22 protein-coding genes and 1 pseudogene are annotated in these 21,093 nt (G+C 65.2%); 14 read left to right on the top strand and 9 right to left on the bottom strand.

The features are described 5' to 3' along the window. Positions 1–88: 88 nt before the first annotated feature. Together JOF47_RS07435 and JOF47_RS07430 are read right to left on the bottom strand one after the other, a co-directional pair. Positions 89–1,894 carry a glycoside hydrolase family 3 protein gene (locus JOF47_RS07435; RefSeq protein ID WP_209996980.1) on the bottom strand — a complete coding sequence of 602 codons (1,806 nt, stop codon included), beginning with the start codon at positions 1,892–1,894 and terminating at the stop codon, positions 89–91. Further along, positions 1,891–2,652, bottom strand: a complete 762-nt coding sequence (locus tag JOF47_RS07430) for a phosphatase PAP2 family protein (protein ID WP_245356648.1) — start codon at positions 2,650–2,652, stop codon at positions 1,891–1,893. Before JOF47_RS07430 ends, JOF47_RS07435 begins: the two co-directional genes overlap by 4 nt. Before the next feature lie 243 nt (positions 2,653–2,895). On the opposite strand from JOF47_RS07430, the gene JOF47_RS07425 reads away from it, so the two are divergent. The 5 genes from JOF47_RS07425 to JOF47_RS07405 all read left to right on the top strand — a co-directional run bounded on the left by JOF47_RS07425 (position 2,896) and on the right by JOF47_RS07405 (position 8,051). Then, complete coding sequence (locus JOF47_RS07425) at positions 2,896–3,495, top strand: TetR/AcrR family transcriptional regulator (protein WP_209996978.1); 600 nt, start codon at positions 2,896–2,898, stop codon at positions 3,493–3,495. Positions 3,496–3,526: 31 nt separating this feature from the next. Further along, positions 3,527–4,759, top strand: a complete 1,233-nt coding sequence (locus tag JOF47_RS07420) for an ROK family protein (RefSeq protein WP_209996977.1) — start codon at positions 3,527–3,529, stop codon at positions 4,757–4,759. A gap of 107 nt (positions 4,760–4,866) precedes the next feature. Then, the gene (locus tag JOF47_RS07415; RefSeq protein ID WP_209996976.1) at positions 4,867–6,174 is read left to right on the top strand and encodes an MFS transporter; all 1,308 of its coding nucleotides are present in this window, start codon (positions 4,867–4,869) and stop codon (positions 6,172–6,174) included. Between the two features lie 11 nt (positions 6,175–6,185). Beyond that, a complete protein-coding gene (locus JOF47_RS07410; RefSeq protein ID WP_209996975.1) occupies positions 6,186–7,685 on the top strand; it encodes a carboxylesterase/lipase family protein in 1,500 nt (499 codons plus the stop codon). Positions 7,686–7,766: 81 nt separating this feature from the next. After that, positions 7,767–8,051 carry a hypothetical protein gene (locus JOF47_RS07405; protein WP_209996974.1) on the top strand — a complete coding sequence of 95 codons (285 nt, stop codon included), beginning with the start codon at positions 7,767–7,769 and terminating at the stop codon, positions 8,049–8,051. 331 nt (positions 8,052–8,382) lie between these two features. On the opposite strand, the pseudogene JOF47_RS22485 reads toward JOF47_RS07405, so the two are convergent. Then, positions 8,383–8,868: pseudogene (locus tag JOF47_RS22485) on the bottom strand (transposase family protein); the annotation flags it as partial. Positions 8,869–9,488: 620 nt separating this feature from the next. Here JOF47_RS22485 and JOF47_RS07400 point away from each other — a divergent pair. Further along, positions 9,489–9,794 carry a hypothetical protein gene (locus tag JOF47_RS07400; protein ID WP_209996973.1) on the top strand — a complete coding sequence of 102 codons (306 nt, stop codon included), beginning with the start codon at positions 9,489–9,491 and terminating at the stop codon, positions 9,792–9,794. An 83-nt stretch (positions 9,795–9,877) separates the two neighbouring features. Continuing rightward, the gene (locus JOF47_RS07395; protein ID WP_209996972.1) at positions 9,878–10,351 is read left to right on the top strand and encodes a hypothetical protein; all 474 of its coding nucleotides are present in this window, start codon (positions 9,878–9,880) and stop codon (positions 10,349–10,351) included. 334 nt (positions 10,352–10,685) lie between these two features. Here the strand turns inward: JOF47_RS07395 and JOF47_RS07390 are convergent, their stop codons facing one another. Then, positions 10,686–10,889, bottom strand: coding sequence for a hypothetical protein (locus JOF47_RS07390; protein WP_209996971.1), 204 nt, complete (start codon positions 10,887–10,889; stop codon positions 10,686–10,688). A 385-nt stretch (positions 10,890–11,274) separates the two neighbouring features. On the opposite strand from JOF47_RS07390, the gene JOF47_RS07385 reads away from it, so the two are divergent. Further along, positions 11,275–12,792: a CYTH and CHAD domain-containing protein gene (locus JOF47_RS07385; RefSeq protein ID WP_209996970.1), complete on the top strand. Its 1,518-nt coding sequence runs from the start codon at positions 11,275–11,277 to the stop codon at positions 12,790–12,792. Positions 12,793–12,950: 158 nt separating this feature from the next. Here JOF47_RS07385 and JOF47_RS07380 read toward each other — a convergent pair whose 3' ends face one another. Then, entirely contained in the window at positions 12,951–13,703 is a 753-nt protein-coding gene (locus JOF47_RS07380) for an NAD-dependent epimerase/dehydratase family protein (RefSeq protein WP_209996969.1), read from the bottom strand. Positions 13,704–14,114: 411 nt separating this feature from the next. Here JOF47_RS07380 and JOF47_RS07375 point away from each other — a divergent pair, with 411 nt between their 5' ends. Continuing rightward, the gene (locus JOF47_RS07375) at positions 14,115–14,702 is read left to right on the top strand and encodes an alpha/beta hydrolase family protein (protein ID WP_209996968.1); all 588 of its coding nucleotides are present in this window, start codon (positions 14,115–14,117) and stop codon (positions 14,700–14,702) included. A gap of 76 nt (positions 14,703–14,778) precedes the next feature. Here the strand turns inward: JOF47_RS07375 and JOF47_RS07370 are convergent, their stop codons facing one another. From JOF47_RS07370 to JOF47_RS07360, 3 genes are read right to left on the bottom strand one after another with little or no spacing between them, the layout of a single operon-like run. Then, positions 14,779–15,174 (bottom strand): Asp23/Gls24 family envelope stress response protein, encoded by a 396-nt coding sequence (locus JOF47_RS07370; RefSeq protein WP_209996967.1) that lies wholly within the window; start codon positions 15,172–15,174, stop codon positions 14,779–14,781. Beyond that, positions 15,167–15,781, bottom strand: a complete 615-nt coding sequence (locus tag JOF47_RS07365) for an Asp23/Gls24 family envelope stress response protein (RefSeq protein ID WP_209996966.1) — start codon at positions 15,779–15,781, stop codon at positions 15,167–15,169. Before JOF47_RS07365 ends, JOF47_RS07370 begins: the two co-directional genes overlap by 8 nt. Beyond that, a complete protein-coding gene (locus JOF47_RS07360) occupies positions 15,772–16,371 on the bottom strand; it encodes an RNA polymerase sigma factor (RefSeq protein WP_209996965.1) in 600 nt (199 codons plus the stop codon). Before JOF47_RS07360 ends, JOF47_RS07365 begins: the two co-directional genes overlap by 10 nt. Positions 16,372–16,660: 289 nt before the next feature. On the opposite strand from JOF47_RS07360, the gene JOF47_RS07355 reads away from it, so the two are divergent. The 5 genes from JOF47_RS07355 to JOF47_RS07335 all read left to right on the top strand — a co-directional run bounded on the left by JOF47_RS07355 (position 16,661) and on the right by JOF47_RS07335 (position 18,948). Next, complete coding sequence (locus tag JOF47_RS07355) at positions 16,661–17,071, top strand: Asp23/Gls24 family envelope stress response protein (RefSeq protein ID WP_245356643.1); 411 nt, start codon at positions 16,661–16,663, stop codon at positions 17,069–17,071. A 60-nt stretch (positions 17,072–17,131) separates the two neighbouring features. Then, positions 17,132–17,311, top strand: coding sequence for a hypothetical protein (locus JOF47_RS07350; protein ID WP_209996964.1), 180 nt, complete (start codon positions 17,132–17,134; stop codon positions 17,309–17,311). Beyond that, the gene (locus JOF47_RS07345; protein WP_209996963.1) at positions 17,308–17,730 is read left to right on the top strand and encodes an Asp23/Gls24 family envelope stress response protein; all 423 of its coding nucleotides are present in this window, start codon (positions 17,308–17,310) and stop codon (positions 17,728–17,730) included. The genes JOF47_RS07350 and JOF47_RS07345 overlap by 4 nt, the downstream gene beginning before the upstream one ends. 103 nt (positions 17,731–17,833) lie before the next feature. After that, entirely contained in the window at positions 17,834–18,316 is a 483-nt protein-coding gene (locus tag JOF47_RS07340) for a DUF6286 domain-containing protein (protein ID WP_209996962.1), read from the top strand. Between the two features lie 35 nt (positions 18,317–18,351). Then, entirely contained in the window at positions 18,352–18,948 is a 597-nt protein-coding gene (locus JOF47_RS07335) for an Asp23/Gls24 family envelope stress response protein (RefSeq protein ID WP_209996961.1), read from the top strand. A gap of 700 nt (positions 18,949–19,648) precedes the next feature. Here the strand turns inward: JOF47_RS07335 and JOF47_RS07330 are convergent. Further along, positions 19,649–21,091, bottom strand: a complete 1,443-nt coding sequence (locus tag JOF47_RS07330; RefSeq protein WP_209996960.1) for an FAD-dependent oxidoreductase — start codon at positions 21,089–21,091, stop codon at positions 19,649–19,651. Positions 21,092–21,093: the final 2 nt, after the last annotated feature.

Genomic DNA, 21,093 nt, shown 5'->3' with positions numbered 1-21,093 from the left:
CATGCGGCCCGCTCGCGTCCCCGGAGGTGTTGACGGGGACGCGAGCGGGCCGGCATCGAAACGGAAGTCGCCGGCGCCGGGTGTCCTGCTAGGACCCGGTGCTGAAGCCCAGGCCGTGGCCGAACCTGAACAGGGGGTCGGCGGTGTCAAACGGCACGTCCGGAAGGCTTGCCTGCACGGCGTCCATGGAGCGCGGCAGGTCCATGGGCAGCCTGCCCCGCGGGTCGGCCACGCCAAAGAGCACGTCGAGCAATGCGTGGCTGCCGGCGCCGAAGTTGGCGGTGATGGCAGCTGCCTCGCCGACCAGCGGAGTGAGAATCGCCGGTCGGTCCAGGAACACGTCGATCACCGTCGGCACCATGCCGCACAGTGCGACCAGGCCTTCAAGCTGCTCCGCCGGGTAGTCGAGGGAGCCGGCGTGGAAGAAGTTCTCGAACATGGTTTCCCGCTGCTCGTACGGCGCCTGCAGGCGCACGATGGCGACGTCGGCCTCCTCCGGGGAATCGACCACCTTTCCGTAGCCCGCCGCCGCCTCCGCGGAGACGCCCTGCAGGTAGACCTTGATGCCGCGGGACAAGGGCAGGATCGGTGCCCCGGCGGCATCGGTCCCGTTGGCCAGCAGAGTGAACGATGCGCGCTGGGCGGCCTCGCCCGCGGCCCGGAACTCCGTGTTGCCGACGATTGCCTCGGCCCGCTCGACGTCGACCAGCGGGGAGTCGAACAGCCCGAGCACAAACTTCTCGCGCAGCAGCCGCCGGGCGGACACGTCGATCCGCTCCTCGCTGATTTTCCCGCTGCGGACCAGGTCGACCAAGAGCTCCGGGATGGCTTCGCCGCCGAACTGGTCGGCCCCGGCGTTGAGCACGGCCAGCATGCGCTCCCGGGTGGAGAGGTGTTCCACGCCCCAGGCCCGGGCGGGGAAGGGCTCACCGGCGATGACCGCGTCGCTGAGCAGGCCCCAGTCGGTGCAGACGACGCCGTCGAACGTGTAGCGCTCGCGCAGCAGGCCGGTGATCACGGACTTGTTGAAGCCGAAGCCGACCTCGTCGTACTCGGTGCCCACGGGCATGCCGTAGTAGGGCATGATCTGGCTGCTGCCCGCGTCGAACGCGGCCTCGAACGGCAGTAGGTGGTGCTCGAAGTTGTTCCCGGGGTAGACCTGTTCGCGGCCGTAGGCGAAGTGTGGGTCTTCCCCGTCCTTCTGGGGGCCGCCTCCGGGGAAGTGCTTGGTCATGGTGGCCACGGAATCCGGGCCTAGGGACTCTCCCTGGAAGCCGCGGATGTAGGCGGCCGCCAGCTTCCCGGTCAGTTCCGCGTCCTCGCCGAAGGTCGCCACCTGGCGAGCCCAGCGCGGTTCGGTGGCCAGGTCGATCTGCGGGTGCAGCGCAACGCGCAGCCCGACGGCTGTGTATTCCTGCCGGGCGATGTCGCCGAAGCGCTCAACCAGGTCGGCGTCACCGATCGCCGCCAGGCCGAGGGGTTCCGGCCACTGGGAGAACGGCCCCGCCAGCATCGCGGTGCCGGGGTTTTCCGTGAACGAGTGCCGCGGGTCGGTGGACAGCGTGACGGGAATTCCCAGACGGGTGGCCCCGGCCAACTCCTGCAACTTGTTGTGCCAGAGCGCCATCTGGGTGGCACTGGCGGCGGCGCCGAACACGTTGAAGTGGGTCATGCCGCGGCCTTCGACCAGATCCGAGGTGGAGGGGATGCCGAAGACCGGATCGGCGTCCGCCAGTTCCCCGTCCTCGCCGATGGTGATCATGGTGTGGAAGAACAGGCCCGCCTTTTCCTCCAGCGTCATCTGGGACAACAGGTTCTCGACCCGCTTGGTGACGGGCAGGCCTGCGTTGCGGAAGGCCGGATCAACGGGGCTGGTTGCCGGGGGATCGATCATGGGGTTGGTTCCTTTGTGTTGGAGAGTTTGGCCATCTGGACAGTCGTTGCAAGTTTGCGCTGGTTGCGGCGGGCGTCGTCGCGGGCGAGCAGGGGAGCGCACAGCCACCACAGCATCAGCGCCACCCCGGCGCCCAGCACGGCACCGGCCACGGTGTCGCTCAGCCAGTGGGCCGCCAGGAACGTGCGGCTCCAAATCATGACCAACACAAAGGCCACGGCCACCGGCGACCAGTAGCGCCGCACCGCGGGGGAGAGCAGCGCGATGAACATGACCATGAGCGCCGCCGTCAGGGTGACGTGTCCGGAGGGAAACGATCCGTGGTCCACCATCACCAACGGGTTCTCCGGGCGGGGCCGGTCCACCACGTTCTTGAACAGCTGCGCGAAGAGCATCGGCACGATGTAGACCAGGACGGTGAAGAGGACCGCCCACCGCCGCCGGGCAAGGAGCAGTCCAATGATGAGCAGGGGCAGCATTACCAGGCCCGGCGGGCCGCCGAATGCATTGAGCCATGCGACGGCGCCGGAGGGTTGGTAGTCCGGGGGCCCGGCCACGAGCGCGTGCCACCACTCATCGAAGCCTTGGAAGAACGGGGCCGCGGGTGCCGGCAGCAGTGCGAGCAGCATCATGACGACAAAGGCAACGGAAAGCATACTGGCAAGCCATTGCCATCTCCTGCGCCCGTTGTCCAAAATGCGCACCGAGGCGTCGCGGCGGACCCGCCCCGAGGGCGTTTCGTGGGGCGCCCCTTCCATGGCTGTCACTAGCCCAGCGACCTGGTCGCCAGGGGGCCCCAGGCATCCGCGGCAGCGCCGTCGAGTGCGGGGCGGTCGTTTGCCTGGCGGTGCGGTGCCGGGGAGTCCCCGGAGCGTGAAACCCTCATGGGCTCGTGTCCTTTCGGATGGGCGCCGCATGGGCGCGATTAGCAAAAACATACATTGAGCTGTTTTGTTGCACAAGGGGAGGGCTCCAAGGCGCAGTGTTGTATGATCGGGGGCATGTCCCCGAAAGGCCCATATCCCAAAGGCGTCGCCAAGCGCGAGGAAATTCTGCGTACGGCCCTGGCGATCTTTTCCCGGGAAGGATACCGCGGCACGTCGCTGCGGGAGGTTGCCCGGTCCTGTGGCCTGAGCCTGCCGGGGTTGATGCACTACTTCGACTCCAAGGAAGACCTGCTGGCGGCCATTCTGAAGAAGCGCGACGAACACGACTTCGCCGCGCAGCATGAAGTTGGCGGAGATCCGTTCAAGACAATCAGCGGTGTCATGCGACACAACGCCGAGGTGCCCGGGCTGGTCCAGCTGTACGCAACGCTCTCCGCCGCGGCCAGCGACCCCGCCCATCCCGCCCATGATTTCTTCGTGGGGCGATACCGGGATTTCCGCGTCACCCTTGCCGAGACGCTGCGGGAACGGCAGTCCGCCGGGCTCCTCGCCGCGGACCGCGATGCGGAGAAATTGGCGGCAATCATCATTGCGGTAGCCGACGGCCTGCAGGTGCAGTGGATGCTGGAGCCGGGGATCGACATGGCAGGCCACATCGACTATTTGGTTTCACTCATCGACATCGTGGCCCCGCCCCCGTCATCCGGGGAGTAGGTTTCGGCGCTCCTGTGGCTAAACTCGGGCCATGGCACTTCGAAGTTCCTCCGCCACCGCGGAGGCCGCAGGGACACTTGTCAGTGGGGACGTGCGTCGGCACAACCTGAGCATCGTGGCCCGCTACCTGCTGGAAAACGGACCCAGCTCCCGCAGCCAAATCGCCGATGGCACCGGCCTGACCCGTGGTTCGGTGACCGCGCTGGCCGCCGTGTTGCTTGACGCCGCGATCATCCACGAGGCCTCCCCAGAGAACGCCCGCGGCAAGGGCAGGCCGCTGACGCTGCTCAGCCTGGCCGCGGACCACGTGGCGATCCTGGCCCTCCAGCTCGACGCCGACAGGGTCACCGGATTCCTCACCACGATCACGGGCGAACCGCTGCTGCGCATTGCCGAGCAGCACGGCCGGCCCATGGGGCAACCCGAACCCGTCCTGGACGTCATGGCCTCCGTCCTGGGGCGGACCCTTGATGCGTGCCAGGACCTGGGCCGGCGGTTGGCGGACATGACGGTCGTCGTTTTCGCGCCGGTGGGCGGCGAGCCTCCCGTGGTCATCGCGGACACGGATCTGGGCTGGGGAGCGGTCGACGTGCTGGGCGGGCTCCGGCAGCGCGAGCCCCGCATGCCCCCGGACGCGGCGCTGCTGCCCGACGCCCCGCTGGCGGCGTCGGCCGAACTCGTCCGGCTCAAAGACACCCTGGATATGATCTACCTGAAGAGCAACTCGGGCATCGGCGGGGCGATCATCCTCAACGGCACGGTCGTCGAGGGCGCCCACCGGCTGGCCGGGGCGTTCGGGCACGTGCCGCTCGTGCCCGACGGCGAGCCCTGCGGCTGCGGCCAGCGCGGCTGCCTGGTGACGGTTGCCGGGCCGGACGCCGTCCTGCACGCGGCGGGCCTCGGGCCGCTGCTGGTCGCAGGGGGGCTCGAAGCGGCGCTGGACGAGCTCACCGACCGGGTCCTGGCCGGCGAGCCCCTGGCCCTGGCGGCCTGGGACGGCGCGGCCGGGTGGATCGCCCGCGCCCTGCAGATCCTGGCCATGTCGATCGACCCGCAGGCCATTGTCCTGGGCGGCTACTGGGCGCGACTGGCGGACTCCGTGGCGCGGCGTTTTGCCGACATCCGGCCCCCGACGTGGCCCGATGCGGCGCGGATGGCGACCGTCGTGGTGGCGGGCCGGCTGGACGGGGATGCAGCGCTGCTGGGCGCGGTTTGGAGCGCCCGGGACAGGCTGCTGCTGGATCCGCTCCGGATTTCCATATAGTTCAACCCTTGAACTATTGATCCGGGGGACGCATACTCATCAATTAGCACCGTCAACCCCCGACGGCCGGAAGCTTGATCCCGGGAAACTCAATGATGAGGAATATCGTGTCCACTCCAGCTCCTTCCTTCGACGCAGGCCCCTCCGGCCAGACCGTCCTGCCTGACGCCGCGGCCCAAACCGGCGATCCATCCGCGCGGCCGCCGACCAGCCGCTCGCTGCTGCCATCCCTGGCCATCACCTCGATGGTGCTCTTTGCCACCTACAGCGGCCTCATCTCCGTGTTGTTGCCCAACCAGGTTGCTGCCATCGACGAGGCCAACAAGGTCTCCAACCTGGCTATCGTCAGCACCGTGTCCTTCATCTTCACGCTCTTCGCCCAGCCCCTGGTCGGCGCATTCAGCGACCGCACCCGCAGCCGGATGGGCAAGCGTGCACCCTGGATGATCATCGGCGCCGCGTCCGGCGCCGTGTTCCTGATGGGGCTTTCCGGACTGCAGTCCATCCTGTGGATCGCCGTTTTCTGGGCCGTCATCCAGGTCTCGCTCAATGCGCTGCAGGGCCCCATGACCGCGATCGTGCCCGACCGCTTCCCGACCTCCCGCCGCGGCGTCGCCTCCGCCATGGTGGGAATCGGCACCATGGCCGGGAGCACCGTCGGCGTCGTGGTGGCGGGGCAGCTAGCCAGCAACGTGGGCCTGGGCTACACCATCTTCGGCGTGGCCGTCCTGCTGGCCACGCTCCTGTTTGTGGTCTTCAACCGCGACTTCTCCAGCAAGGACATGCCGCGCACGCGGTTCAGCTGGAAGGAGTTCTTCGCCGGCTTCTGGATCAACCCCAAGAAGAACCCCGACTTCGCGTGGGCCTTCGCCGCCCGCTTCTTCTTCATCCTCGGCTACTTCGTGATCTTCGCCTTCCAGCTGTTCATCCTCACCGACTACATCGGCCTGAGCCTGGCGGAGGCCAACGGTTCCATCGGCCTGCTGGCACTTTCCGGCATGGCCACCACCCTCGTGTCGATCGCACTTGGCGGCTGGTGGAGCGACAAGATCGGCAAGCGCAAGATCTTCATCTACGCGGCCACCGTGTTCATGCTCATCGGGCTGGTCTTCCCGCTCGTGATGCCGAACATGACGGGCATGATCATCATGAGCGCCGTGAACGGCTTCGGCTTCGGCCTGTACATGGCGTGCGATACCGCCCTGATGACCGAGGTCCTGCCCGGCGGCGGCTCCGCGGCCGGCAAGGACCTGGGCATCCTCAACGTGGCCACCAACATCCCTCAGGCACTGAGCCCGGCGATTGCCGGCATCCTCATCGGCTCGCTGGGCGGATACCCCGCGCTGTTCATCTTCGGGATGGTCTCTGTCGTCGTGGCAGCGTTTGTCCTGGTTCCCATCAAGAGCGTTCGCTAGGAGCACCGGACATGACCGAGAACCCACAACAGCCCGTCGTCGCCACCCGGTCCGGCGCCGTCCGCGGCACCTGGAGGGATGGCGCCGCGGCCTTCCTGGGCATTCCCTTTGCCGAGCCGCCGGTCGGCGACCTCCGCTTCGCCGCCCCCGTGCCACACCGGCCCTGGTCCGGGGTTCGCCCCGCCGACAGGTACGGCGCAACGCCGCAGCGCAAGCCGCTGGCCGAGGTGACGCTCATTCCGGAGCCGTCGATCCCCGGCGATTCCACGCTGAACGTGAACGTGTTCACCCCGAGCCCCGTTGCGGCCAACGGGGCCGGGCTGCCGGTGCTGGTCTGGATCCACGGCGGCGGCTACGTCGCGGGCTCGCCCGCCAGCCCCTGGTACGACGGCGCAGCGTTCAACCGCGACGGCGTCGTCACCGTCACCGTGTCCTACCGCCTGGGATTCGACGGGTTCGGCTGGATCCAGGACGCCCCGCGCAACCGCGGCGTCCTGGACTGGTTGCTGGCCCTTGAATGGGTGAAGTACAACATCGCGGCCTTCGGCGGGGACCCGTCGAAGGTGACGATCTCCGGCCAGTCGGCCGGGGGCGGTGCGGTGCTGACCCTGCTGGGCTGCCCGCGCGCCCAGCCGCTGTTCAACCGAGTGATTTCACTCTCCGGCCCGCCCACCGGCACCACGATGGCCGCCGCGGAGGCGTTGGGCCGGAAGCTGGCCGAACTCGGCGGTGTCGCCCCGACCGTGGCCGGACTGTCCGCGCTGACGGAAGCCGAGATCCTGGCGCTGCAGGGCCAGGTATCGACCATCGGCGGCGGCGACGGGGAAGCCGACCCAATCGCCGGGCTCGCTGCCATGCTTGGCGACGGCCTCACCCTCGGGCCCGTCGTCGACGGCGATCTCATCCCGATGCCGACGACCGAGGCGCTTGCCGCCGGCATCGGCGCGGACAAGAAACTGATCCTCGGCACCACCGACAACGAGTTCGGCATGGTCCTCGCCGGCGCGGGGGAGGCGCTGTCCGGCGTTCCGGCCGCGGGCGTGCTGGGTGCGGTGGGCGCCGAACCCGAGGTCATCGACGCTTATGTGGCGGACCACCCGGATTTGGGCACCGCGGACCTCGTGGGACAGTACGTCACCGACCACATGTTCCGGGCACCGGCCCTGAACCTCGCCGAACTGCGCGAGGGCTCGCAGGCCCCGACCTGGCTGTACCGCTTTGCCTGGAACTCGCCCACCATGGGCAACGCATGCCACTGCCTGGACGTTCCGTTCATGTTCGACTGCCTCGGTGCCGAGCACATTGCACCGCTCGCGGGGACCGATCCGCCGCAGGCGCTGGCCGACGAGGTCCACGGCAGCGCCGTGTCCTTCATAGCCACGGGGGATCCCGGCTGGCCGGCCTGGGAAGACGCCGCGCGTGCAGTGCGGGTTTACGGTGTCCCGACGACGCTTGTCGCCGACGGGTATGCCGATGCCCGGGCGCTGCTTCCGGAGCGGGCAGCCAGGTAGCCACCGCGCCCGGACCGGAGCGTCCGTTTAAGCAATAGGTCTAGTCCCGCGAATCCCATACACGGGACCAATACCTATTGCGTGGAACTTGCGCAAGTCGATGCCACAGTCGTTTCCTTCGGACTGATCGAGGGCAGCCTCGCTGGCTTCCTTGGCTGCCTTGTGCCGGAGGAACTTGGCAGCAACCATGTAGGTTCCAAAGGAGGAAGCAAGGGAGAAAACAACGCCGACCGCCACCACTGCCGGCAAGTTTGCGTCCCTCAGGAACAGGGCAGTAACAGCAACCAGGGCGTGTCTCTTAATCCCGGGCAACCGGGTTGGGACGGACTGGCGGGTGAAATCCCGTTATACCGTTCCCTTCAATGACCACCGGTTGATGACTGAGGGCATCAACCACTGCTACCGGACCAGGATCCCGTGGTGCGATCCGCCCGATCACTTAGGTTCGTCGAAGACCGCGAGGAAGCGTCACCGGCGCTACGCCGGTGACGGCACTCGGGATTCGGTCCTGGCGACCCTGCTGGGCCATGCGGAGGCGAAGGGCCCGATCAATTGTGAGGTGTCGGTGGATTCCACTGTGCCCCCCCCACATGGTGACCTGCCGGATGACAAGAATCTGCCGACTGAGCCCGCGGACCATGCCGTGGGCCGGCCCCGGGGCGGTTTGACCACCGAGATCCACGCCCTGATCGACGGCAACCGGCAGCCCCTGCAGGGGACAGACCAGGTGCTGGCGCAGCCTCCCAGAACCAACGCGAATGCGAGGCGCAATAGCCGTACTCCGCCCAGCCGGCCAACTCCGAATGCCGCGCGGTCTCGCGGGAGTGCCCGCATTCGACCGGGGCTGAATCAACCAACCACACATCATCCGCACCGACATCGGTGGCCGCACCAGGGTGCCCATGAGCCAGGTCATCGTCGGATAAAGCCTCCGCAGGCGGTTGTTGTATCCCGCCTGGCCGGGCAGGTAGGGAAATATTCCCCCGAAATGCTCCCGGGCATGGCGCAGCCAGCGGGCCTCGGACACGAAGCCCAACAGTGCCTGCATCAACGCCAGCGTCATCGGCTCGGCGTCCGAAATACGCGGGCTGATCCCGATACGCGGACGGTACGGAACCCGTTCCGGATGGGCCTTCAACAAGTCATCCGCTGCAGCATAGAATGCCGTGGCAAGGGTGTCCAGATGGCGTCCACGTCAACCTCCAAAAGTATGACGTAGGGTAGATACGCCGATTCTGGACCCCCGCCTGCAGTGTCACCCCTTGGAATTACTCTCTAGAGCCAGAGCCAGAGCCCAGCCAGCCACCGAAGCTGGTGCCGTTGGGCTGCGTGGCGGTCAGCGCGCCGACCGCGTGCCCATTAGTCCGATGCCCCACTGGCTGCTGATGGGGATTTCGGCACGGCCGTCTCCGTCAAAATCCAAAAATGTCCCAGTCACATTCTGACCCTCAAGCCAACAGCTGGACAGATGAAGGCGTCCGTGCGGACGACGTTGCCCGGAAGGCTTGAGGGCACGGGCGGTGGTGGTGCCCTCAAGCCTTCCGGGCTGGCAGGCGCAGCGATGGACCTGATCATACTCAGCCGCCATCCCGGCGCCTACCTTACGTGTTGGCTCACTGTTAATGCCCACGAAATGAAGTACGTGCCTCATTTGTTTTTGCTCGCGACAACTCTGACCACAAGGGCGGGCAGAGTTGTCGCGATCATTGACTGTGAGTAAGCACGAGGCCTTGCCCAGCTCGCGCAGAGAACGGATACTGACAAAAATGACTCTCATCCACTGGTGCGTGAAGGGGACATGAAATGACGGAAAACGACAGTCCTTTCGGAATGAACTTGGGCTATGTGAACGTCAACGAGTTCCCCGGACTAAAGGTAGGGGACGTCATCAAGATCGTCCCTGGCCGCCTCAGCAACGAAATTGCAGTTGGAGAGTTTGTCTTGATCTCGATGAGCGAGGAAGCTGAAGATCAGCTGTCCTTCAAGGTGGCGGACGAAATCGCCGTGATAAGCAGCAGCTCTGACGAAGTGGGCGCACGGGTGTCCCACGTGACGGATGAAGCGGTGACTCTGGAGGTCTTGAGCGCTCACGAAAACGGTGGTAGATGATGACCTCTCAAACGGCGCCCGAGCCTGTCCCAGGCCCGGGCGCGGACACAACAAAGGCAGCTTCAACTTCAGCGGCTGCTGTGATGAAGCTGGTGCAAGACCAGCTCGCGGAGGAGCGCAGCACGAAGTCTTCATTGGAGGCCCGTGCCATCGGTGTTATTACGTCATCCGGGGCCTTGGCCACGCTACTCTTCGCGCTTGCTGCGCTCGTGACCAAAGCTGCGGGGCATGAACTGCCCGATCTGGCCCGCCTGGTGCTCGGCGCCACACTCGTCGCGTTCATGGGTGCCGCCGTCTTGGCGATCATCGCTGCCCGCCCTGAGACGTACCAGGAGGTCACCATCGAATCGTTGCGTGCGGCCGCGACCCAGGAGGCAATGGGCGCCCCGGCAGAAAAGGGCGAGTCGGAGATCGCGAGAGTTCTCGTCGACATCATTGCCAAGGCTCGGGACGAGAATGGAAACAAAGCGCGGTTCCTCAGGCGAGCGGTCACGCTTGAATCAGTCGCCGCGGTACTGCTCGCCCTAGCGGTCGCCATCGTTCTGGTGCAGGGCTGACACGCTGCATTCAGCTGCGCAGCAGCGTCAGGCGTTGTCAAACGAGAACCGCCCAACGAAAGCTGACCCACCGCCGCACCGCCGTGCCAAATGGGTGGCGGTGCGGCGGCATACATGGAACTGTCAGGCAAGCAATGCGGATCGTCATCGACTCACAAACCCTAACGGGTGTCTCCTAGGTTCGTACTCCTCGATGGCCGCGCTGCAGTTGAGCATGATGTGGAGGGCGGCGGTAAATCGTTAGGTCAGGGAGAGATTATCGTAGCGTGTGGCCAGCGCGCCGCGGGCCTTGCCTACGGCTTAGTCCGAGGCTAAGCGAGAAGAATCCTGCAACTCAACCGATCCCCGTGTCGGGATCAAGGCCCAGCCCACTGGACTCCCGCCCCTCGAAACGTCGGGAGTTGCGGCCATCGAAATGGCCAAGAACAAAACCAAGGACGGCACCGACACCAGCGCCTGCCAGAACTCCGGCGAGTATCTCCAACAGGAAAAGCGGAAGGATCAACAATCCGAGCTTTTCTCCAGCTGTCCTGGCCATGAACCCGTGCTATATGCAAAACGCTGCCCGACTTGGTACGGCTTCAGTTGAGGCAATGGCACCGGCACCGGGCCGCGCCACGGATGCACGAATTCGGCACGCAGACTCCGCCTCGCACGAGGTTCGATGATCGGGCACGCACGGCCCTGCCAGAGCTGTACATTGGCGTCAATGTACAGCTCTGGCAGGGGCGTTCTCCGGGTCCTAGAATCGGGGTGGAGGCAACCGACGACCGTACCCCGGGACTTGCCTACATGTGCCACCCAATGCCCCTGCAGTTCCGGGAAAGGACGCCAAGCGTGAACAAGATCCAGAGCCACCTCAGCACCCTGCCCCATTCGTCCGCGACGTTGCCAGGCGTGACCGGGACGGGGTCCTGAACACCATGCAGCCCACCGGATACCCTCGAACGGAACACTCCTACGACGCCGGCGCATCGACACCTTTTCCGGAGCTTCCGGATATCCAGGGCGTGGAACGGGTGGAAGCCCCGGTCGATTCCCGGCTCGACGCCGTCTATTTCGACACGGAAACCCTTGCCTTGGCAACCAGGCGCATCACCCTTCGGCGCCGCACCGGCGGAATCGACCACGGGTGGCAACTCAGCATCCCCCACGGGTCCGCCCAAGGACAGGAACTCAACGCTCCGCTGGGCCAGCCGGATGCAGTGCCGCGGGAACTACTCACGCATGTGCTCGCCTACACCCGCGGCGAAGACCTCTTGCCCATCGCACGTCTGGGCACCTTGCGCAGCACTTGCCGGCTCTACGGACCCGGAGGGGAGCACCTTGCCGACTTCGCCGACGACCGGATCCATGCCGAATCGACGCACCCGCCGGGCCCGGGCATGGAATGGCGCGAATGGAAGTTGATGCTCGTCCACGGCGGCACGGACCTGCTCGTTGCGGCCGAGGAAACGCTGACCGCAACGGGTGCGGTCCGTTCCAGCCCTGGCTCCGAACTGGCCCGCGCGCTCGGTGGCGCCTACCCGACCGAACGTTCCACAGGCACCGGACGGCCGCGCAAGAAGGGGCCCGCGTTCGACGTCGTGGCCGCATACCTGGATGTACAAATCGGCGAACTTCTCTCCGAGGACCCATGTGTGCGGTTGGGGGAACCGGAATCCATCCATCAGATGAGATCGGCGACCCGGCGGATACGCTCGGTCCTTTCGACCTACGCGAGCCTCCTCACTGCAATGGAAGTCCGTAGGCTCGGAGACGAACTGAAATGGCTCACCCGGATGCTGGGCCGTCCACGCGACGTCGAGGTTATGCGCGAACGGCTCCGCCGGCACATCGGCGAATTGCCCAAGCCGCTTAGGGCCGGGCCGGTTTCCGAACCCATCGAGCGAGAACTCGGCACTGCATACAACGTCGACTACAGGGAGCTGCTGAAGGCCCTTGAATCCGATCGCTACTACCGGCTCCTCGACGACCTCGAGCAGTTCCGCGACCATCCACCGACCAAAGCCAGGGCCTCCAAGCCCGCCCACAAGGAGGCTGCCGGATTGGTCAACAAGACGGCCAAGCGCCTGGACCGTTCGCACAAGGCCGCTGTGCGCGCCAAGGCCGGAGGCACCCGCGACACCGCGCTCCACCAGGTCCGCAAGGACGCCAAACGACTGCGGCACGCCGCGGAATCCGTCACGGAAATCCACGGAAAGCGCGCGCGCAAGATCTCCCGTAAGACTCACCGGCTCCAAAGTATTCTGGGGGACCACCAGGACAGTGTCATGGTTCGTGCCTTCCTAGACGAGCTGGTCTCGGAGCCCGGATTGCCCGAGGGAACAGTCCGCGCTTACCGCCGGGTACAGCGCATTGAAAAAGACATCGCCCGTACCGCGGTGAAGAAGTATTCCAAGGCCCGGAAGAAATCCTCCGGGCTCCGGCTGCACCGTTGATCGGGCTTCGGGGTTGCCAGTTGCCGCTGCCGGTTCGAGGACATGGAGCCTCTGTGGCCAGGGCCTGGCTTGCATCGGCCCAGATAGGGAAGATCGGACTCTCCGATGGCATGTGGTGAACAGTCTCCAGATCCATGCTGCGTCCTTCCGTCGCCTCGTCAAACCTTGACTAGTCCCTTCTCGACAAGGATCTCGGCGGCAGCAACAATTGCTTCCCTGGGCCTTCGGGGCTGCCACTCCAGTATGCGGTTGGCATTATCGCGGGTCATCTTCCTGGCGAAGCCCAGATCCGGATGGAGGGCGCGGAACTCTTTGTTGAAGATGGAAGCGACTCGCACCACCAAATCAGGAATGGACCGGTCAGGACGTTTTTTGGCTACCTCTCCGAGGCTTTCCTTCAGAATCGAGCCGATCTGATTTATGGGGATCGCCGGTCCGATGGAGAGAAGGAAACGCTGGCCGGCCGCCTCGGGCGTTGTCATAGCCAGCTCATGCGCACTCGCCACGTCGCGGACGTCGACAATCGGGATCCACAGGTTCGGATATCCCGGCATTTCCGCCTCAAGGAGGCGTTGGATGATGCGGTTCGATCCGGAAATGTTGCTGCCCATCACCGGTCCCATGACGGCAACGGGAAGGATGGTGGCGAGTTCCATTCCTCCGCGCTCGGCGGGCATGAAATCCCATGCGGCACGCTCGGCAAGGGTCTTGCTCTTGGAGTACGGGGGAGCGCCGGGGCCATCGAGAACCGTCAAATCCTCATCGTTGAACTCGTGATCCGTTCCTGCGTAGCCATAGGCGACAGCATGGAACGCGGAAGTGAGTACGACCCGCTTGACACCGCCATCGCGGGCTGAGGGTAGCGGGTCGCAGGGTGCTTTCCCGGGCAGGAACAATGACGTCGTCCTCATCTTCGACGTTTTCCACCTGAACGTGGGAGGCCACATGCAACACGAAATCACAGCTGGAAACGGCTTCGGCCCACGCAGCGCCTCCGGTGAGGTCGGCCGCCACGAAGTCCAAGGAGTCGCCACCCACCATTCAGGCGGCCGTGAGCACCGGCCGGACGTCGGGCTCTCGCCCGAGGGATCGTACTCTCGTGCGCACGAGACATCCCTTTACGAGGAGCTGGAGGATGCAGTGTCCGGCAATCGGGAACCTCCGGTAACCAGTACCGTCCGTCGGGCCGTCGTCTCTTCTTCGGCCTGGTGTTCGCCGTTGCTTCCCGGCGGCAATGGCAGCGGGCGGCTTTTCGCGGACGCGTTTGCCCGTGTCGGCATCGCTTCGCTCCGCTATGACAAGTGGGCATCCGGCCCCATGCGATGGAAAACGTCACCATGCTCAGCGGAACGATGAGCATGCAATCTCATCTGGATGAGCTGGTTGCGGCCGTTCGGGTGCTCGCCGGGGCGGACTTCGTCGACTCCTCACGAATCGTCGGTCTCGGCAACAGCGAGGGTGCACTCCATGTGCTCCACTACGCCACAGCCACGCAGGACATCCCCTTCGCCGGGATCGTGCTGGCAGCTCCTCCCGGCCGACCGAAACGGGATGTGTTGCTGTCCCAGTTGGCAGTCCAGCTCGCCAAGGTCCCCGGTGGGTCCGAATTGATGTCGAAGGTCGAGGATGCCGCCGCGCGCTATGCGGTCGGAGAGCCAATGGACCTAGACCCGGGATTGCCCGAGAGCGTAAGGATGCTCTTGGCCAGTTTCGAGGCGCCCGCGAATCTGCCGTTTGCCCGTGAGTTGTGGGCCGAATCCACGTGCGACTCGCTTGCAAAGGTGTGGATTCCCACGCTGGTGTTGATCGGCCGGCGGGACGTGCAGATCGATGCGCATGCCGACGGAGTGCCCTCTGAAAGAGTGAATACCAATCAAGTCCGTGGTGTCCCACTCGAGTGTTCAAGGTAGAGAGATCGTGTTGCTTTCCCATACGTATCAGTGTGCTGCGCGACCGAATGGCTTGGTGCAATGGAGGGTGCTCCGGCTACTCGGTGGTTGTACCGCGGTCGCATTCTATGGCAAGGATGCTGATCTCGACCTCGCCGGGCACCAATCCCGTGTGGCGAATGGTCTCCCGGATGCGTTCCCGGACAGCTTCTGCGACATTCAGAGCCGTGTAGGCGATGTCGGTGGCAATGTCGAGATGGACCCGCGCCGTGCCACCACTGAGTGTGACGGTAACCCCGTCATCACGGAAAACCCCGTCAGGGCCTCCGGCACCACTGAATTTCCGGATGACGGCGGGACCGAGCCGGGTCAGGAGCCCTTGGACGGTGGGCTCGGTCCTGAGCACACCCGGGGTTTCCAGTGCCGTCCGGGCTGCCAGGGAGGCGATCAGCTTGCCGGTGACGATCTGGCCCGGGATGGGTTGTTCAGACATCGTAGAGATCCTCCACAGTGATATTGATCGTTCCCGTGCCGATCCCGACGCAGGCCGGGATTGCCGTGCCGATGCGTTGCCGCAACGCATCAACGGTGCGTGGGATATTGATGCCGGTTGCGGCGGCCACGCGAAGAGTGACAATGAGGTGCGGGCCTGGGTGGTGTGCGGTGCCGGTTGATCCGGGCGAGGCGATGTCGCAGGAGGGATCGTTGTTGGCTGGGCGTATGTCGATGTGGCAGCGTCGTGCGTGGACCCCGGGGATCTCCGCGGCTGCGATTCGGATGACGGATGCCAAAGCTTGCTCACTGACCTCCGTGTTCCCCTCCCTTGAGGTGTGAAGAAGGATCCTGGCGATGCGGCGGACCTCTGCCCGGGCCACATCCATGATGGCCTTCGTGATGCCAAGGCGCGGTTTCATTGCCGGGTTGTGCAAGTCGTTTTCCCGCAGCGAACGGGTTGCCTCGCTGAGTTCTTCCAGCCGGGCCCGGGCCGATTGGCATAGTTCACAGGTCTTTTCATGCGGAGTGGGGGGGAGGCCGATGGTGGCCCAGATCCGGTCGATGCTGCGTCTGCAACCCAGTCTGGGGGCTTCTTCTACCGCCATTCGCTCATCCTCTCCGCTATCTGGTGCCGTGCCCTGGCAAGCCTGCCACGGACCACTGTCGGATCCATCTTCAGTGTGGCACCTATTTCGGCGTAGCTGCGTCCATGCATTTCTCGCAGCAACCAGCAGGCGCGTTGCTCCGGGGGCAGGGTGTGCAGGACTGCCGCCAGCCTTTCGTCGCGGGTTGTTCGTTCTGCTTCGTAGACAGGGTCGGTCCCCGCCTGCTCGGCAGTCGACCAGCTGTTCGTGGCCGCCCGGAGGCCATCCGGGTCGGTGGGGGTTTCGGGATGTGCGGAACGCTTGCGCAACAGGTCCAGGCACCTGTTGGTGGCCAACCGGTAGACCCAGCCGCCGAAGGCCTGGACGTCCCGGAGCATTGGCAGCCCGCGCCAGCTGGCCGTCAGGGCCTCTTGGACGACGTCTTCGGCTTCGCCGCGGTCATTGAGCAGCCGGTAGGCCAGCCGGAACAACCGGTCCTGGTAGGCCAACACGAGATGCTCGAAGGCTGCCAAGTCCCCGTCCTGTGCACGGGCGACGATGCTTCCTTCATCATCCAATTCCGGTTCGACGTATTCTCTGCGTTCCTCCACGAACCCGTCCGTCCCGCCCGGCAGGGTACCGGCGCTTGCCCCAAATATGCCATAGGCGTGCATCGGCCGGAACTGGTCCGAAGTGATTCTAGGCAAACATTCCAAAACAAATTCTTCCCACCGCGTGACGATGGCCGGTATGTTTCGTCTTTAACTTTGTAAGCACGATCACTCATCCCACGAGGAGATGTTTTCCATGACAGATGCACCCAAGATTCCCGGAAGCTCCAGCGGCGTCATGGCCACCGCGGAGGAGCAGGGGCGGCGCGCACCACAGGAGCAAACGAAGATGATGGACGCATTGCACACCGAACGCGGGGACACCACCATCGAGGAAACCGTCGTGCAGAAGCTGGCTGGCGTGGCCACCCGAGAAGTTCCCGGCGTGTATGCCATGGGAAGTGCGGCGCGCCGGGCGTTCAGCGCCCTGACCGAACGCATTCCCGGTTCCCAGACCAATGTCAGCGGCGGCGTCAGCGTAGAAAAGGGCGAACGCCAGACGGCCATCGACGTCTCCATCGTCATCGAGTATGGGTTCTCCGTGGTGGAGCTCAGCCAGGGGATCCGCCGCAACATTATCCAGTCTGTTGAGCGCGCCACCGGGCTGGAAGTGCTGGAGGTGAACATCAACGTCACCGATGTTCACCTGCCCGAGGACGACCAGCAAGACCACCAGGACCAGAAGCCCGAACTCCAGTAAGCGCCCTGCCCGGTACCCACCCCCATGGGGGGTACCGGGACGATGAGGAAAAGGATGGTTATGTCTACTACACGTTGGTGCCTGAGCATAGGCCTGGTGCTGGGAATCGTTTTGGGCTTCGGCGGCTGGCTGGCGTTGCTGGCAACCGTGATCCTCGGATTCATCGGCCTGCTGGTCGGTCGGGCCGCCGAGGGAAAACTGGACATGCAGGCCCTGTTCGGTAAGGCAACGAGCCGATGAATCCGCAAGGATCCCACGCGCTGCCGTTGCCCGGGGCGGGTCGGCGGGGTGCGGACCTCGACGAGATGGGCTCGCGGGGGCAAACGTTCCTGGCGGACAAGGTGATCGAAAAGATCGCCGGACAAATCGCCAGCGACGAATCATCCGCGGGCGGTTCCTCCGGCGGGTTCCTGGGCATCGGAGGCCATGCGGACCTGTCGGCCCGGCCCAAGGCGTCCGTGGAACTCGCCGGGAACATCGCAACCATACGTGTCGAGGTCGGGATGCTGTATCCGGTGCCGCTGCGCCAGGCCACCGAGGCGTTGCGCCAACGAATCAGGACCAGAATCACGGAGTTGACCGGGGTTGAAGTCCGGCAGGTCGACATCAGGATCTCCTGGCTGACCACCGGCACCAACGGGCGCAGGAAGCTGCTATGAACCGGCACAACCAACGTTCAACGAGCCTGCGGCACCGACCCAGCCGTGCCGTCCCGGCTCTGATCGCCGGAACCCTGCTTCTGGCAGTCGGCATCTCCTTGGCGTGGTTAGCCATCAGCCGGCTGGCCAGCGGCTCGTGGTCCACCCTGCTGCAAGGATCACGAGCCGCTGGCTGAACGCGCTGGCATGGAACGACCCCTCCGTCGAGGGGCTCGGGTTCGCCGCCATCGTCGTGGGCGTGATCCTACTGCTGTGTGCCTTTATTCCCGGGAGGTTTAGTGCCCTCACCGTCGATGTTGCGGGCGCCGGCGCCGGCGAGGGGACGTCACCGGTGCAGGAGCGAGAAACAGTGATGACCCGCCGCGCCGTCGCCCACCTGGCCAAGGCCCGATGCGTGCAGATCGATGGCGTCGACTCGGCCGTCGCGACAGCCACCACCACGAGTGTCCACCTGAGTGTGAAGACGTTCCTGCATGATCCGGGGGACCTGCGAACCCGGGTCACCGACGCTGTCCGGGCCCGCCTGAAAGAAACCGGACTCGATCCGGTTCCGCAGGTTACCGCAGCGGTACAGTCCAGAACCTGAGACCACGCACCCGCCCACCCTGAAGGAAGTTTCCAATGAGACAGACCGCAGGAACGCTGAACCGGATCTGGCTGGCAATTCTCGGCGTCCTCATCCTGGTCGCCGGCACCGCACTGCTTCTGCAAGCCACCGGAGAACTGCATACCTTGCTGGGCACCGCTCCCTCGGGGCAACCCGTGCTCACTGGTGACCTCGATGCATTCTTGGCGTCTCCGTGGGTGGCGCCCATCATGCTGGTCTGCGGAACCATAATCGGTGTCCTGGGGCTGCTGTGGATCATCGCCCAGGTCCCAAGGAAGAACCCAGCGGGTGCCTACCGCTTCCAAGACGATGGCGGGGCCGGATTCACCGTCTGTGATCCGTCCGTCCTGACGGCTGCCGTCGAACGCCAGATCAACACACTGCCCGGGGTCGCCACTTCCGCGGCACTGCTGCGCGGAACGGCCATGTCCCCAGACCTGACCTTGAAGGTGACGGTCAATGACAGGGCGGACATCCAGGAAATCATCCACCGCATCGACACTTCCACCCTGCAGGACCTCTCCGGCGCACTGGAGGCGCCACTGCAGCAATGCCGGCTGCAGATCGATGTCAACGGACGAATCCAAGGCACCGGAACCGTCATCCACTGATAGTCGTAGGACCCATGGCGAGCTCCAGCTCCGACGGTTCCATGCACCTGATGGCCGGGGCCCCGGCCAGGGAGCCACCCACCTCTGGGCCGACGACAACGCCATGCCAGCTGGGTGCCGGTGGGCCCTCGGTTTGGCTGATTCACCGTAATGCTAAGCGTTCGCATGGCTACTGCCCGGATATCACGGTGATTCATCCGTCCGTGAGAAACCCGGTCCCGGGTTGGCACCCGGCGATGCATGCCTTCAGGGTCCGTCGCCGGCCCACTCCTTGAAATCCTGAAACTTTGATGTGTCGGTTTTGTTCCAGTACGACGCGGCTTTTCCTATAGGACGGCTAGGGCGCCGCATGGCGCGGCCAGTACCTCGCGGCTTCGGACCGATTCGGCTTTGAGTGCTTGAGCCGCCGTCCGGCGATCCTCCTGGTAAGCGCTGGCCTGGTCGGTGAATTGTTGCCGCTCCTTCTGCCTTCCGTCCGCCAATTGAAGCTTGGGCGCATCATCGATGAATCTAAGGTCGATGAAGGTGCTGACCTGCTTCCGGGGAACGACCATATAGCGCCTGTTAGCCGTTCCTCCTGAAGTTGTGAAAGTACAGTGCAGTTGCCTTCAGAAAATGACAATCCTGAAGGTCAATTTTGTTTGCGTTGAAAACGACCGTTTGCGGATCGACCCTCGCATTCTCTTTTCCGATTAATGATCTATTTCCCGCTGGCCAGTTCCGCGTGGCCGTGCAGGGTTCCGGTGGCGAACCCGATGGTGGCCGGCTCGGGGGTGCCGCAGCAGGACTCGGACTCGGCCTCGGGTTCCGGGGTGCCGCAGCTGGCTGCGGGTTCGCCGGCGGCCGGCAGGTCGCAGGACCCGCCCAGGTCGGTGGAGCAGACCCCGGTTTCGGGCAGTTCCAGTTCGACAACGTCGGCGGCCGCGCGGTCCCCGGCCAGGGAGGCCGCGATGGAGCGGACCTGCTCGTAGCCGGTGGCCATGAGGAAGGTCGGGGCACGGCCGTAGCTCTTCATGCCGACGATGTAGAAGTCGGTCTCCGGGTGGGCCAGGATGCGTTCGCCGTGGGCGGTGACCGTGCCGCAGCTGTGGAACTCGGGATCGATGAGCGGGCCGAGTTCGCGCGGGGCCTCCACGATCTGGTCCATGTCCAAACGGAGTTCCGAGAGGATTGCCAGGTCGGGGCGGAAGCCCGTGGCCGGGACCACCAGGTCAACGACGAGGCTGCGGCCGTCTGCCAGGACCACGGTCAACCGGTCGCCCGTTTCCAGGGCGGTGACGGAGACGTTTTCGAGGATGGTGATGTCCCCGTTTTCGACGAAGCGGCGCAGGGACGTGCCCAGCTGCCCGCGGGCCGGCAGCTCGTCGGCCGCCCCGCCGCCGTAAAGGCGGACCGGGTTCGCCGCCCCGCGCAGGCCCCAGAGCACGGTGGTGTCCGGGTGCTGCTGGCGCAGGCGGCCGAGGCTGATCAGCGTGTTGGCCGCCGAGTGCCCGGCGCCCAGCACGAGGACGGTTTTCCCGGCGAAGGAATCCTGATCCGCACCCAGGGGATCGGGCAGGGGAGAGGTGATGAAACCTGCCGCGCGGGCCTCGGCCTCGCCGATGGCCTCGAGGCCCGAGCGTCCCACCGGGTTGGGCATGTTCCAGGTTCCGGAGGCGTCGATGACGGCGCTGGCCAGCACGTCCTCGGTTCCCGCTGCGGTTTCGGTGCGGACCAGGAAGAGGGAATCCTCGCGATTCTTTGAGCTGGTCTTGTCCACGCCCCTGCCGTCGGGCTGGATGCGGGTGACCTTGGCGACCCGGTGCCCGTAGCTGATCCGGGGGGCCAGCGCCGGGTGGGAAGCCAGGGGTGCCAGGTATTCGGCGACCATGTCGGAACCCGTGGGGAGGCGGGTTTCCCGGGGCGCTTCCCAGTCCCCGGCATAGGTGTCGGTCAGCGTTTCCAGGAGCCTTCGGGATGCGGCGTCGATGTTGTAGCGCCAGGTGGAGAAGAGCTTGATGTGTCCCCACGCGGACATGGCGGCACCTGCCGTGGCTCCGGCCTCGAGCACGCGGACGTCCTGGTGGCGTTCGATCAGGTGTGCCGCGGCGGCCAGGCCGATGGGTCCGGCGCCGATGACGACTACGGGGTATGTCTGGTTCATGG

It is taken from the genome of Paeniglutamicibacter kerguelensis, from assembly GCF_017876535.1.
In the GTDB taxonomy this organism is placed as follows: domain Bacteria; phylum Actinomycetota; class Actinomycetes; order Actinomycetales; family Micrococcaceae; genus Paeniglutamicibacter; species Paeniglutamicibacter kerguelensis.
The sequence above is the reverse complement of the archived record's forward strand: the minus strand, read 5'-3'. Positions and strand labels throughout refer to the sequence as shown.

Coding starts and splice junctions, on each gene's coding strand:
- JOF47_RS07435 (WP_209996980.1), bottom strand. CDS start 1,894: ATGATCGATCCCCCGGCAACCAGCCCCGTTGATCCGGCCTTCCGCAAC.
- JOF47_RS07430 (WP_245356648.1), bottom strand. CDS start 2,652: ATGGAAGGGGCGCCCCACGAAACGCCCTCGGGGCGGGTCCGCCGCGAC.
- JOF47_RS07425 (WP_209996978.1), top strand. CDS start 2,896: ATGTCCCCGAAAGGCCCATATCCCAAAGGCGTCGCCAAGCGCGAGGAA.
- JOF47_RS07420 (WP_209996977.1), top strand. CDS start 3,527: ATGGCACTTCGAAGTTCCTCCGCCACCGCGGAGGCCGCAGGGACACTT.
- JOF47_RS07410 (WP_209996975.1), top strand. CDS start 6,186: ATGACCGAGAACCCACAACAGCCCGTCGTCGCCACCCGGTCCGGCGCC.
- JOF47_RS07400 (WP_209996973.1), top strand. CDS start 9,489: ATGACGGAAAACGACAGTCCTTTCGGAATGAACTTGGGCTATGTGAAC.
- JOF47_RS07395 (WP_209996972.1), top strand. CDS start 9,878: ATGAAGCTGGTGCAAGACCAGCTCGCGGAGGAGCGCAGCACGAAGTCT.
- JOF47_RS07390 (WP_209996971.1), bottom strand. CDS start 10,889: ATGGCCAGGACAGCTGGAGAAAAGCTCGGATTGTTGATCCTTCCGCTT.
- JOF47_RS07385 (WP_209996970.1), top strand. CDS start 11,275: ATGCAGCCCACCGGATACCCTCGAACGGAACACTCCTACGACGCCGGC.
- JOF47_RS07380 (WP_209996969.1), bottom strand. CDS start 13,703: ATGAGGACGACGTCATTGTTCCTGCCCGGGAAAGCACCCTGCGACCCG.
- JOF47_RS07375 (WP_209996968.1), top strand. CDS start 14,115: ATGGAAAACGTCACCATGCTCAGCGGAACGATGAGCATGCAATCTCAT.
- JOF47_RS07370 (WP_209996967.1), bottom strand. CDS start 15,174: ATGTCTGAACAACCCATCCCGGGCCAGATCGTCACCGGCAAGCTGATC.
- JOF47_RS07365 (WP_209996966.1), bottom strand. CDS start 15,781: ATGGCGGTAGAAGAAGCCCCCAGACTGGGTTGCAGACGCAGCATCGAC.
- JOF47_RS07355 (WP_245356643.1), top strand. CDS start 16,661: ATGATGGACGCATTGCACACCGAACGCGGGGACACCACCATCGAGGAA.
- JOF47_RS07350 (WP_209996964.1), top strand. CDS start 17,132: ATGTCTACTACACGTTGGTGCCTGAGCATAGGCCTGGTGCTGGGAATC.
- JOF47_RS07345 (WP_209996963.1), top strand. CDS start 17,308: ATGAATCCGCAAGGATCCCACGCGCTGCCGTTGCCCGGGGCGGGTCGG.
- JOF47_RS07335 (WP_209996961.1), top strand. CDS start 18,352: ATGAGACAGACCGCAGGAACGCTGAACCGGATCTGGCTGGCAATTCTC.
- JOF47_RS07330 (WP_209996960.1), bottom strand. CDS start 21,091: ATGAACCAGACATACCCCGTAGTCGTCATCGGCGCCGGACCCATCGGC.